The sequence below is a fragment of the Massilia norwichensis genome (genome assembly GCF_024753245.1).
GTDB classification, from domain to species: domain Bacteria; phylum Pseudomonadota; class Gammaproteobacteria; order Burkholderiales; family Burkholderiaceae_D; genus Telluria; species Telluria norwichensis.
Map to the genome: position 1 here is coordinate 151,768 of NZ_JANUGX010000002.1, position 12,070 is coordinate 163,837.

Annotated in this window: 10 protein-coding genes; 5 read left to right on the forward strand and 5 right to left on the reverse strand. The window is 67.2% G+C overall.

The window, feature by feature from the left end:
• Window positions 1-3 precede the first annotated feature (3 nt).
• On the reverse strand, window positions 4-420 hold the full coding sequence (locus tag NX782_RS02425) for a c-type cytochrome (RefSeq protein WP_258843903.1): 417 nt from the start codon (window positions 418-420) through the stop codon (window positions 4-6).
• A gap of 163 nt (window positions 421-583) precedes the next feature.
• Between NX782_RS02425 and NX782_RS02430 the strand changes: the two genes are divergently transcribed.
• Complete coding sequence (locus NX782_RS02430; RefSeq protein WP_258843904.1) at window positions 584-1,465, forward strand: c-type cytochrome; 882 nt, start codon at window positions 584-586, stop codon at window positions 1,463-1,465.
• On the opposite strand, the gene pdxR is transcribed toward NX782_RS02430, so the two are convergent.
• Window positions 1,440-2,930 carry a MocR-like pyridoxine biosynthesis transcription factor PdxR gene (gene pdxR, locus NX782_RS02435; RefSeq protein ID WP_258843905.1) on the reverse strand — a complete coding sequence of 497 codons (1,491 nt, stop codon included), beginning with the start codon at window positions 2,928-2,930 and terminating at the stop codon, window positions 1,440-1,442. The genes NX782_RS02430 and pdxR overlap by 26 nt on opposite strands.
• Window positions 2,931-3,051: 121 nt before the next feature.
• Between pdxR and NX782_RS02440 the strand changes: the two genes are divergently transcribed.
• Window positions 3,052-3,582, forward strand: a complete 531-nt coding sequence (locus NX782_RS02440; RefSeq protein WP_258843906.1) for an FMN-binding negative transcriptional regulator — start codon at window positions 3,052-3,054, stop codon at window positions 3,580-3,582.
• A 65-nt stretch (window positions 3,583-3,647) separates the two neighbouring features.
• On the opposite strand, the gene NX782_RS02445 is transcribed toward NX782_RS02440, so the two are convergent.
• Both NX782_RS02445 and NX782_RS02450 read right to left on the reverse strand, forming a co-directional pair.
• A complete protein-coding gene (locus NX782_RS02445; protein WP_258843907.1) occupies window positions 3,648-4,400 on the reverse strand; it encodes a DUF4142 domain-containing protein in 753 nt (250 codons plus the stop codon).
• A gap of 163 nt (window positions 4,401-4,563) precedes the next feature.
• Window positions 4,564-6,237: an acid phosphatase gene (locus NX782_RS02450; RefSeq protein WP_258843908.1), complete on the reverse strand. Its 1,674-nt coding sequence runs from the start codon at window positions 6,235-6,237 to the stop codon at window positions 4,564-4,566.
• Between the two features lie 256 nt (window positions 6,238-6,493).
• On the opposite strand from NX782_RS02450, the gene NX782_RS02455 reads away from it, so the two are divergent.
• Window positions 6,494-7,081, forward strand: a complete 588-nt coding sequence (locus NX782_RS02455) for an O-methyltransferase (protein ID WP_258843909.1) — start codon at window positions 6,494-6,496, stop codon at window positions 7,079-7,081.
• On the opposite strand, the gene NX782_RS02460 is transcribed toward NX782_RS02455, so the two are convergent.
• Window positions 7,078-8,598 (reverse strand): CYTH and CHAD domain-containing protein, encoded by a 1,521-nt coding sequence (locus NX782_RS02460; protein ID WP_258843910.1) that lies wholly within the window; start codon window positions 8,596-8,598, stop codon window positions 7,078-7,080. The two genes, NX782_RS02455 and NX782_RS02460, sit on opposite strands and share 4 nt — an antisense overlap.
• Before the next feature lie 394 nt (window positions 8,599-8,992).
• On the opposite strand from NX782_RS02460, the gene NX782_RS02465 reads away from it, so the two are divergent.
• Both NX782_RS02465 and NX782_RS02470 read left to right on the forward strand, forming a co-directional pair.
• The gene (locus NX782_RS02465) at window positions 8,993-11,497 is read left to right on the forward strand and encodes a TonB-dependent receptor plug domain-containing protein (protein ID WP_258843911.1); all 2,505 of its coding nucleotides are present in this window, start codon (window positions 8,993-8,995) and stop codon (window positions 11,495-11,497) included.
• Window positions 11,498-11,647: 150 nt separating this feature from the next.
• Window positions 11,648-12,067 (forward strand): DnaJ-like protein C-terminal domain-containing protein, encoded by a 420-nt coding sequence (locus NX782_RS02470; RefSeq protein WP_258843912.1) that lies wholly within the window; start codon window positions 11,648-11,650, stop codon window positions 12,065-12,067.
• The last annotated feature ends 3 nt before the right edge of the window (window positions 12,068-12,070 follow it).

The window sequence follows — 12,070 nt, forward strand, 5'->3', positions numbered from 1 at the left end:
GGCTCATTTGGGCGAGCGCAGCGTGTAGAGGTAGGCCGCCATGTGGCGCGCCTCCTGTTCCGTCAGGCCCATGGCCGGCATCGCCGTGCCGGGCTTCATGGCCGGCGGATTGACCAGCCAGGCGATCAGCTGGTCCGGCTGGTTGGGGATGATGGTCGCGATATAGCTCAGCTTCCCGAAGCCGTCCAGGCTTGGGCCCACCTCGCCGGCGGCGCCGCGCACATCGGAAATCTTGTGGCAGGCCCCGCACTGGTATTGGGTCACCAGCTGCTTGCCGAGCTTGGCGTCGCCGCCCGGCACCTGTTTTTCCTTGGGTTTGCCGCCGCAGCCGGCCAGCAGGGCCATGCACAGGGCGGCGCTCAGACCAGCCACCAGGGCGGCGCGGACAGTCTGGCGGAGGGGATCGGACAGTATCGGCATCACGGGATCGAAGTCATAAGATCGAAGTCACAGGATCGGCATCACAGGATCGGCATCACGGCGGGCCACACGGTTGAAATCACACATCGGGCCGCTTGGGCGGATGACTTTTATAATACCGGAAACGATGCATTTTTTTTAACACGATACGTCTAGCGAATCCATGGCCTCCGATCGCACCCGATTGATCCTCAAGACCGCCATCTACACCCTGCTCGCCGCAGGCGGCATCGGCGCGGCCGCCGGCTACACGGTCTACCAGGTCGGCTGGTACAACATCGGCGCCAACACCCAGCACCTGCAACTCACCTACACCGTGCTGGAACAGGCCATGCACAACTCGGTGCGCCACCATGCGAAGACGGTCGTCGTGCCCAGCCTCGGCGATACCGGCCAGGTTCTGCGCGGCGGCGCCCTGTACCGCGAGCACTGCGCCCAATGCCATGGCGGCCCGGGCTTCGCGCCCTCGGCGCATGGCCAGAGCATGCAGCCGGTGCCGGGACCGCTGGTCGATGCCGCCGAGCGCTGGAAGCCGCGCGAGCTGTACTGGATCACCCGCCACGGCATCAAGATGAGCGGCATGCCGGCCTGGGAAGCGCGTTTGAACGAACCCGATACCTGGGCGGTGGTGGCCTTCCTGAACCGCCTGCCCAAGCTCGATGCAAGCGCCTACCGCGCGATGACGGCCGCCGCCGTGACCCCGGCAACGGACAATGCCCAGACCTCGGCCGTCACCGCCACCAACGCCACCGGCGGCGCGGTGCTGCGCGGCGACGCGGGCCGCGGCAAGAAGATCCTGGCCCAGTACGCCTGCCAGTCCTGCCACAAGGTGCCGGGCGTGACCGGTTCCGATGTCGACGTCGGCCGCCCGCTGGACGGCCTGGCGCGGCGCCCCGTCATCGCCGGCAAGCTGGCGCCGACCCAGGACAATCTGATGGCCTGGATCCGCAACCCGCAAGCCATCGAGCCGCGTTCGGCGATGCCGAACATGGGCGTGACCGAGCGCGATGCGCTGGATATCAGCGCCTATTTACTGAGCAAATAGCCTCCTCCAGGCGCCCGATGCCGGCGCGGATCTGCTCCGGCGTAAAGGCCGAAAAACCCAGCAACAGCCCAGGCGGCACCGCGCAATCCGGACCGGCAGCCGGATTCGTGTAATAGGCCAGCGGCCGCACCTCGACGCCGCCTTCTCCCGCGCGAGCAAGCGCTTCGGCCTCGCTCAAGCCATTTGTGACGCCCACGCACAAATCCAGGCCCGCGTCGGACGGGCCGCAGGCCAGCACCCCATCCATGCGCGCGGCAATCGCCTCCAGCATGGCGATGCGGCGCTCGCCATAGGCATCGCGGGTGCGCCGGATGTGGCGCGCGAAGTGGCCTTCCTGGATGAAATCGGCCAGCACCGCCTGCGGCATGATGGGGCTGTGGCGGTCGACCACGGACTTGGCGCGCGCCAGCGGTTCGGCCAGCGCGGGCGGGGCCACGATATAACCCAGGCGCAGGCCCGGAAACAGCACCTTCGACAGGGTGCCGACATAGATCACGCAACCGGTGCGGTCCAGGCCCTGCAGCGAGGCCAGCGGCGGGCCGGTGTAGCGGTACTCGCTGTCGTAGTCGTCCTCGACGATCCAGGCGCGTTGCGCCTGCGCCCAGCGCAGCAGTTCCAGGCGCCTGGCGAGGCTCATGGTCACGCCCAGCGGCAGCTGGTGCGAAGGCGTGGCGAAGGCCATGCGCGCGTCCGGGTAGCGCGCCGCGGCATAGGCCACATCCATGCCCTCGGCGTCGACCGGCACCGGGCAGATCCGGGCGCCGGCAACCGCGAACGGCGCCAGCGCTCCCTGGTAGCCGGGCGATTCCAGCCACACGCCCTCGCCCGGCGCCAGCAGCAATTGCGCCAGCAGGTACAGCGCCTGCTGCGAGCCGGTGGTGATGACGATCTGTTCGGGCGTGCAGCGTACCCCGCGCGAGGCCTGCAGGTAGGCGCACAGCAGTTCGCGCAGCGGCGCATGGCCGGCCGCGCCGCCATAGCCCAACGGGACCTGGCGGCGGCGCCAGTGGCGCGCCTCGAGTTTGCGCCAGACCTCGAAGGGAAACAGGTCCAGGCCCGGCATGCTGATGCGGAAGGTACGGAGCGGCCCATCGTGGTGGCGCACGCGCGCCATCGCCGACGCCATCGCTTCGCCGCGTGCCGAGAGCGGGCGTAGCAGCGCCGGGGCCGCCGCTGCAGACGCCTTGCCCCTGGATGCCGCCGGCAGCGAATCGCTGACGAAGGTCCCCTTCCCCACCGCCCCCGCCAGGTAGCCCTCGGCCATCAGCTGCTCGTAGGCCGCCAGCACCGTCTGGCGCGACACCCGCAGCAGCCGGCCCAGTTCGCGCGTGGCCGGCAGGCGCGCCGAGGGTGCGATCTCGCCGGCCAGGATCGCATCCTTCATCTGCAGGTAGAGCTGGCGGAACAGCGGCGTGGCGGCGCTGCGCTCGAGCGGGATGGCGGCAAGGATGTCGTGGACGTGCATGGCTCCTGAATCCGGAATTGGTACGCCCATCTTCGTCTTTATTGGTTATTTCGACAAGCCACTTGCCCGCCTATGATGGACGCCATGAACACATTCGATCCGTGATGGAGGGAAACGCCGGATGTACATGCCTGCCCACACCAGGGAAGAACGCCTGGACGTGCTGCACAGCCTGATCGATGCCCACCCGCTGGGCGCGCTGGTGCGGCCGGACGGCGACGGTTTCACCGCCGACCACATTCCCTTCGAACTGGCGCCGGCCTGCGCCGATGCGCCGCGTGGCCTGCTGCGCGCCCACGTGGCGCGCGCCAATCCGCTGTGGCGCCAGGACGGCGCGGCAATGCTGGCGATCTTCCAGGGGCCGTCCGGTTATGTCTCGCCGGCGCTGCAGGATTTACAGGCCATCGGCGGCCGCACGGTGCCGACCTGGAACTACGCCGTCGTGCACGCACACGGGCGCCTGCGCGTCATCGACGACAGGGAATGGCTGCTGGCCCACATGCGCCGCGCCACACGCCACCAGGAAGACCGGCATGGCCACGCCTGGTCGGTCGACGATGCGCCGCGCGACTTCATCGACAAGCTGGTGCGCGCGACGGTCGGCATCGAGATCGCCATCGGACGCCTCGAGGGCAAGTGGAAAACGAATTAGCGCGACCCAAAGAAAAACGCCGCCCCGCATGCGCGGGAACGGCGTTCGCAGGCTGAGACCGGGAATTACTTGCCTGCAGCGGTACCCGACTTGGCCGAGTGCATCTGCTGGGCCGACTTCAGGTGCTGCTCGACCACCGGCATGTGCTGGTCGGCCAGGGCTTTCACGTCCGGATCCTTGATCTTCTTGGCATCGGCAACCAGCTTCTTGTGGGTGTCGGTGTGGTCCTTCACGCCGGCCTGGGCCATGTAGACCTTGTCGAACTCGGCGCCGCTCAGCTTCTCGAGCTTGGCCGACATGGCCTTGTGCTTGGCGTCCAGGTCGGTCGGCAGGGTCACGCCCTTGGCTTGCGCAACGGCCTGCACCTTGGTCAGGGCGGCGCCGTGGTCGTCGATCATCTGCTGGCCGAAGGCTTTCACCTCGGCGCTCTGGCCTTTGCTCTGGGCCAGCTTGCCGGTGGCGACTTCAGCCATGTCGGACATGGCCATGTCTTTCAGGGCTTTTTCGTCGCCGCTGCTCAGCTTGGCGCTGGAAGCGCTGGCGCCGGCTGCGCCGCTGGCGCCGCTCTGGCCCGAAGCGCTGGCACCGGTGGCGCTCATGCCCGAGGCGTTGCCGCGGTTTTCCATGCCGGTGCTGTTGGTGTTGTCCATCGTCCCTTCCTTGGTCGTCTTGCCGGCCTGGTTCGGGTTGGTGCTGCTGGTGCCGGTCTGGGACGGGCTCGAGCTCACCGAGGTTTGGGCCTGGACGCCGAAGGTGCTGAACATGGCGGCCACAGCCGATACAGCCAGCAGCCCTTTCAAGGTTTTATTCTTCTGCATATCGTTCTCCTGATCTCATATGGTCAATAGGGGCCGTGTTCAAATGACAACGGTAGGCACAGAGTGTATCGCCGTGTTTTGCCGTACAGCGCGCGTTAGCCACCAGGAAATTTTTCGCAAAAAAAAGCGGCCTCGAGGGCCGCTTCCGGGGATACAGTTGCGCTCAGCGGAAGCTGAGCGTGGCGGTCAGATCGCCCGGCGGACGGGCACCGCGCGCCTCGAAGGCGGCATTGCGCGTGGCCAGGCCTTCCAGCAGCGGCAGGCCGTGCAGGCGGGTGATGAAACGCAGGATCGAGGTCGTGTCGTAGAAGTTGTGGTCGACCGCGCCCTTCTTCGCGAACGGCGACACCACGATCGCCGGAATGCGCGAGCCCGGGCCCCAGCGGTCGCCCTTGGGCGGTGCCACGTGGTCCCACCAGCCGCCGTTCTCGTCGAAGGTGATCACGACCACCATGTTGTGCCACTGCGGCGACTTCTTGAGGTGCTCGATGACGTTGGCCACGTGGGCGTCGCCCGACTCGATGTCCGAGTAGCCGGCATGCAGGTTCAGGTTGCCCTGCGGCTTGTAGAAGCTGACCGGCGGCAGGCGGCCGGCGACGACGTCGGCGATGAACTTGTTCGAGATCGGGCTGTCGCCCAGGCCGCCGTCGCGGATGTGCTGATCGCGCGCGGCGCTGCCCGGCGCAAACTGCTTGAAGTAATTGAAGGGCTGGTGGTGGTGCTGGAAGTTCGGACGCGAACCTTCGCCGCGGCCGTCCAGCGCCGCCTGCCAGGCGCCGCCGTACCAGGCCCAGTCGACGCCCTTCGCGGACAGCAGGTCGCCGATGGTGTTGTAGGTCTGCGGCGGCAGCACCGACGGGTCCTGCGGGTCGGCCATGGACGCATCGCCGCCCGGCGCCGGGCGCACCCAGCTCGGCTGGTAAGGCGGGGCCATGGTGTTGACCGCGTAGCCGTCCGGCGTGATGGCGCCGTGGTTGACGAACTTCGGCTTGCCCTCCAGCGCCGACTTCGGCGAGTCCGGCGCCACCGCCAGGCGCGTGCCCTGCGGACCGTCTTCCAGCACGGCGATCTTCTTTTTGGCCGGGGTCTCGGCGGCGTTGAAGAATTCCGGCGTGCGGCCGGAAATCAGGAACTGGTGGTTCAGGTAGGAGCCGCCGAAAGCCGCCATGAAGAAGTTGTCGCACAGCGTGAACTCGCGCGCGATCTGGTACAGGCCCAGGTTCTTCGCCGTCTCGCCATAGCGGCCCATCACCAGCGCGCCGCTGTCGCCCCAGGCGACGAAGCCGTCGTTCTTGCCGCCGTTGATCTGCATCTGGTTGTGGTAGAAGTTGTGCACCAGGTCGCGCGTGACCAGGCCTTCCGGCAGCGGCTTGCCCTGCGCATCGCTCAGCTTGAAGGGCGCGTTCGGCAGGTGCTGGATCTCGTCTTCCTTGATCAGGTAATCCTTGCCGCCCAGGTTCTGGCGCGCCGGCACCATGCCGCCCCAGATCTTCGGCAGTTCCGGCAGCACGCTGCCGTCGCGGTCCTTCTGCGCGGCGGCTTGCGCCGGCACATCGGCGAGCGGCTGGGCCAGGCCGGGGAAGTCGGCGAACAGGTTGTTGAAGCTGCGGTTCTCGAGGTAGATCACGACCACGTTCTTGACGTGTTCCTTGAGCTTGGCGTCGAGCGAACCCTTGGCGGCTTTGGCGGCCTTGGGGACAGCGGGCGCCGCTTCGCTGGCGGCCGGCAGGGTGCTCGACAGGCCGACCGCGGCGGCGGCCTGGAAGATCTTGCGGCGCGAAGGATTGGCGGGCTGGCCGGCTTCCGGCAGCGCGTGGTCGTGAGGCTGGTCTTGCACAGAGTTCTCCTGGACGGACGCGGCGGACAGGGCCGCGAAAACACCGATTATCGGACTTTTTTGCCAGGCGGAAAAGATTTAAAGGGCAAGGCGTCAAACGCCCGTCACAATCCGGCGCCAGAATACGCCTCGCTCCTGGGGAAAAGAGCACGGCAGCCCAGCTGCCCTACCGGCGCCGGCGGTCGGGAAACATACCGGCACCAATTCAGCAAGGCGTTCTCTCGTGTGGCAAGATAAGCCGCTCAAGGAGGACACTTTGGACACCAAGCTGCACACCCTGCTCGCCGACCTGGCGGCTTTCGGCGACGCCCACGACGGCGACGACGCCAACCGCGCCACGCGCATGCTCAACATCACGCCCGACACCGGCGCATTCCTGGCCGTGCTGGTCAAGGCGATGTCGGCCCGCCGCATTCTCGAAATCGGCACCTCGAACGGCTACTCGACGCTGTGGCTGGCGGACGCCGTCGCCGGCATCGACGGCGATGTCACGACGATCGAGATGTCGCCGCAGAAGATCGCGATGGCCAGAGAGAACTTCGAACGCGCCGGCCTGGAAAACCGCATCACCCAACGCGAAGGCGACGCCGGCCAGCACTTGCAGCAGTTCGGCGACGGCGACTTCGACCTGGTCTTCCTCGATTCCCAGCGCAGCGCCTACCTGGCCTGGTGGCCGGACCTGAAACGCATCCTGCGCGCGGGCGGCCTGCTGGTGGTCGACAACGCCAGCTCGCATGCGGACGAGATGGCGGCCTTCACCGAGGCGGTGCAGGCCGATGCGGCATTCACGACCAGCTTGGTCCCGGTAGGCAAAGGCGAATTTTTAGCCGTGAAGAGCGCCTAAAAAGCCGCCCGCGCCCGCAGCTTGCGCCGCACATGCTTGCCCGCGCGCGGCAAGGCCTCGAAGGCACGCGCGGCCAACACGCCTTCGATGAAGCCGAGCAGCGCCAGCTCCTGCGGCACGCGGTCGCGGAGCTGGCCGACCAGTTCGCGCGCGACCACGCTGTCGTTCAGCAGGCCCAGTTCGTCCTGCATCCCAGTCAGCATGTCGTGGCGCCGCACTTCCTTCTTGCCGTGGCTGAGGGCCGCGAAGAACTCGCGCGCATAGCGTTCCTTCTTGGCCGCGATGCGCACCTTGTGCAAGGTTTCGGGATGCTGCAGGTCGATGCCGCGGGCGCGCTTGCGCACACGCGCGGCGGCATGCCTGACCAGGCCTGGCGCGGTCTTGCCCACCTTCTGCGCCAGTTCCGGCGCAGGCTGGCCTGCCTGCTGCCATCCCTGCCCGGCAATCCAGGCGCCCAGGCCCAGCATCAAGCTTGTATAGCGCGGGCTGCCGACCGCGGACCGCACGCGGGCGCGGTGCCGCTCGGCTTCTTCGCGCGCGGCCACCTCGACCCGCGCCAGCGCCGGCTTGTGCTCGTCCGGCACCGGCAGGCCGGGCAGCAGCGATTCGATGAAGACGTCCCAGTTGCGGGCGTCGCCGAGTTCGCCCGCCAGCCATTCGACATCGTCCGCCAGCGGCGCCGGCAGCTGCACCAGGTCCTTGACCATCGCCATGGCCGCGCGCAGGCGCCGCAAGCCGACGCGCATCTGGTGCAGGCTCTCGACCTCGCCCGCCAGCACGCCCTGTTCGTTGGCCTGCATCTGTTCGAGACAGTTGCGCAGGATGCCGGCCAGGGCCTCGCCCATGCTGGCCTTGCGCCTGAGCGTGACCGGGGTGGCCTTGACGGCGCGCGGCGCCACCGCACCGGCCATCGCATAGCCGCGCTCGGCCTTGCTGACGTTCTCGATCCGCACCGGCACCGCTTCGTGCACCTGGCGCGCCAGATCGTACAGACGGGCCGGATCGCCTTCCTGCATTTCGAGTTCGAGCTCGCGCACCGGCAGCGTGCGCTCGCCGCGCTGCAGTTCGCCGGTGTCGAGCGCGCACTCGACCTTCAAGTCATCGGCCAGCGCCAGCACCCAGGCGGTGCGCTTGACCTTGTTGACGAACACCGGCTCCAGTGCCAGGTCATGCTTGCCGAGCTGTTTGGCCAGCGCCGGCAGGGCTTCGCGCAGCTGGCGCGCGAACACGGCGCGATCCGGCTCCTCGGCGCTCACCTCTTCTTCCAGCTCGACGCGCCGGTGCAGACCGGCGACCACCGTGCCGCCTCCCTTGAGCGTCTGCACGTGGCGCGTGCCTTCGCTGCGCACGCGCAGTGCGAAGCCGTGCTGCCACAGCGTGAAGTCGGCGCTGTCGAAGTAGCGGTCGACATGTTCGCGCTGTTCCGGCCTGGCGCCATCTTGCGCGCGCAGGAGCGGGATTTTCTTGATCTGGTTGACGCTGGCGCTGTCGAGCGCCAGCTTGATTTCGCATTCCATCGGGTCTCCTCTGCACGTCGATACTGTAGCGCTTACCGTATGAAGCGGGCACACGGATCGCCGCGCCATCCTAGCGCGGCTTGATGTCAGGAGCATGTCAGGCGGGGGATGAATTCTCGCGAAATGTCACATTTTCGGATGCACCGCCCAGGCCGGACCGGGTCGGGAATAGCCCAGGCAACTGCCGCCTTCATAGAGGAAGTGCAGTCCATCTTCACCCAGAATAGCCGAGTTCGGAATGACTATACAAGCAATATTGCCCGAAAAGCACATAACTACAACACATGGATAGTTAACATTTGTGCATACCATCCCCGCCTCGCTAGACTGGTCGAGGTCGACGCGCGCCATGCCGGTGCCGCCGCCACCCGAACAATTCAACGAGAGAGTCAGGATGAGAAAACAGACTGCATTGCCCCGTTTTACCCGCACCCTCCTCGCCTCCGCCCTGATGCTGGCCTTTGCGCCGGCCTGGGCCCAGGAAGCTTCCAGCACCCAGGCCGCCGAAGCGCCGCCCGCACAGACGGCACCGTCCGGCGACAAGGACATGGCCTCGGTCGTGGTGCTCGGCTCGCGCGGCGCGGCGCGCACGGCGCTCGACGCCTCGGCCCCGGTCGGCCTGATCAGCGCCAAGGACATGCAGATGGCGGGACCGCTGGAACTCGGCAAGCTGATGCAGACGCTGGACCCGTCCTTCAACTTCTCCTCGACCTTCATCAGCGACGGCACCGACATCATCCGCCCGGCCACCCTGCGCTCGCTCGGCCCGGACCAGCTGCTGGTGCTGGTCAACGGCAAGCGCCGCCACCAGCAGGCGCTGGTCAACGTGCAGCAGACCATCGGCCGCGGCTCGGCCGGCACCGACATCAATGCGATCCCGATGTCGGCGATCCAGCGCATCGAGGTGCTGCGCGACGGCGCCGCCGCGCAATACGGCTCGGATGCGATCGCCGGCGTGATCAACATCGTGCTGAAGCAGCAGACCAGCGAGACCCAGCTGTCGGGCACCGTCGGCGGCACCAGCGAAGGCGGCGGCGAACTGTATTCGGGCAGCGCCAACAAGGGCTGGGCGATCGGCGACGGCGGCTACGTCAACCTGACCGTCGAAGGCCGCCACCGCGGCGAGACCAACCGCGCCGGCCTGGACACCGCGCGCGTCGATCCGCCGCGCGTCACCCAGCGCATCGGCGACAGCCTGGCCAAGGACAAGTACTTCTGGTGGAACGCCGCGCTACCGGCCGGCGAAGGCGCCGAGTTCTACAGCTTCGGCGGCATCTCGCACCGCACCGGCGACTCGGCCGGCTTCTTCCGCACCGCCGGCGACGGCCGCAACGTGCCGTCCGTGTACCCGAACGGCTTCCTGCCGAACATCCGCACGACCGTCAAAGACCAGTCGCTGGCGCTGGGCTACCGGCGCGACCTGGCGGACCAGTGGAAGTTCGACGTCTCGCTGAACCACGGCCGCAGCGAGCTCGATTTCCATGAAAAGGAAACCATCAACATCAGCTATTGGTACGAGCCGAAGCCGGGCGGCGGCATCTACGCCCAGTCGCCGCTGGAAGCCGATACCGGCAAGCTGAAATTCAGGCAGACCACCGTCAACGCCGACCTGCGCGGCCCTCTGAACATCGGCGGCCGCGAGATCTCCTTCGCCACCGGCTTCGAGTATCGCCGCGACGGCTACGCGATCGATGCCGGCGACCCGGTCTCCTACCAGTACGGCCGCACCAACAACCCGGCTATTCAGATTCGCGACCAGCTGGGCGGCATCGCCGCTTCCGGCACCCAGGGCTTCCCCGGCTACACCCCGGCCACCGCGGTCGACGACAGTCGCCACAACATCGCGCTCTACGCCGACCTCGAACACAAGCTGACCAGCGAACTGCTGCTGGGCGCCGCCGTGCGCTGGGAAAAATACTCGGATTTCGGCAGCACCACCACCGGTAAACTCAGCCTGCGCTACGACCCGAGCAAGGTCGTGGGCCTGCGCAGCACCGTGTCGACGGGCTTTCGCGCACCTGGCGTGCAGCAGAAGTTCTACAGCTCGGTCTCGACCAACCTGAACGCCGCCGGCGTGCTGACCGAGACCCTGACCGCGCGCGAAGGCAGCGCCGTCACCAAGGCTTTCGGCATCCCGAACCTGAAGCAGGAAACCGCGAAGAACGCCAGCGTCGGCATCGTGCTGCGCCCGGCCTCGAACTTCTCGCTGACGGCCGACCTGTGGGGCATCGACATCGACGACCGCATCGTGTTCTCGTCGAACATCGCACCGGAATCGGGTCCGTGCGCCACGCTTGCCGCCTGCCCGATCAAGGCCATCCTCGATCCGCTGAAGGTCGGCCAGGCCCAGTTCTTCACCAACGCCATCGACACCGAGACGCGCGGCCTGGACATCGTGGCCGAGCACACCACGCGCTGGCCGGGCTCCACGCTGGTGCTGTCCGGCCAGCTGGACTTCAACCGCACCAAGGTGGCGGGCCGCCACTCCGATTCGCCGGTCCTCTCCGGCGCGCAGCTGTTCGACGACGCCCAGGTGACCCTGATCGAACGCGGCCAGCCGCGCCAGCACCACGTGCTGTCGGCCGATTACACGACCGGGGCCTGGAACGGCAACCTGCGCGCCAACTACTACGGCGAAGTGCAGGGCCAGGGCTTCACCGCGCCCTTCATCCAGACCTGGGACGCCAAGTGGATCTTCGACGCCACGCTGCGCTACAACTTCAGCAAGACCGCCAGCGTGACGGTCGGCTCGAACAACATCTTCAACACCTTCCCGACCAAGTGGGATCCGGTCAAGGCCGCGCCCTTCCCGCAGTTGGGCTTCACCTACTGCTGGGAGACCTGCCCGTTCGGCATCAATGGGCGGTCGTGGTATGCGCGGGTGGATGTGGCGCTGTAAGCATCCACCGTCTTCAAAGGCCGCAGCGAGCATCGTCTCCTGCGGTCTTTTTTATTTCCGGAACGCTGTCTCCCTACGTACGTACGCATGCGCACAGAACCGTCGAGCTCAATTAGCTAGGATGCGTCATCGACTGCATCAGGAGAAGCAATGAAAAACGTACACCGACATATCATGCGGCTCGCCACCGTGCTGGCCTTGACCGCCACGTCCAACGCCGCGTTTGCCCAAAGCGCCGAATACCGCCGTGGTTACGACGAGGGCTATGCGGCAGGCCAGCGCGACGCCCGCGGCGACCGAGGCGGCCCGGATGGGCCCATGGCCTGGGGCCGCGTGCACATCGAGGAAGCCGAATACGGCGCGCGCGGCGCCACCTGCAATGCGCGCCGCGGCGTGCGTGACCAGCTCGAACGCAATCGCGGCAACATCGAAGTCAACAACCAGCTGTGCGGCGACCCGGCGCCGGGTGAACAGAAACGCCTGCGCCTGGTCTACCGTTGCGGCGACAGCGCATCGGCACGGGTCGTCGCACGTGAAGGAGAGAGGCTGCGCCTGAACTGCCGCCGCTGATGC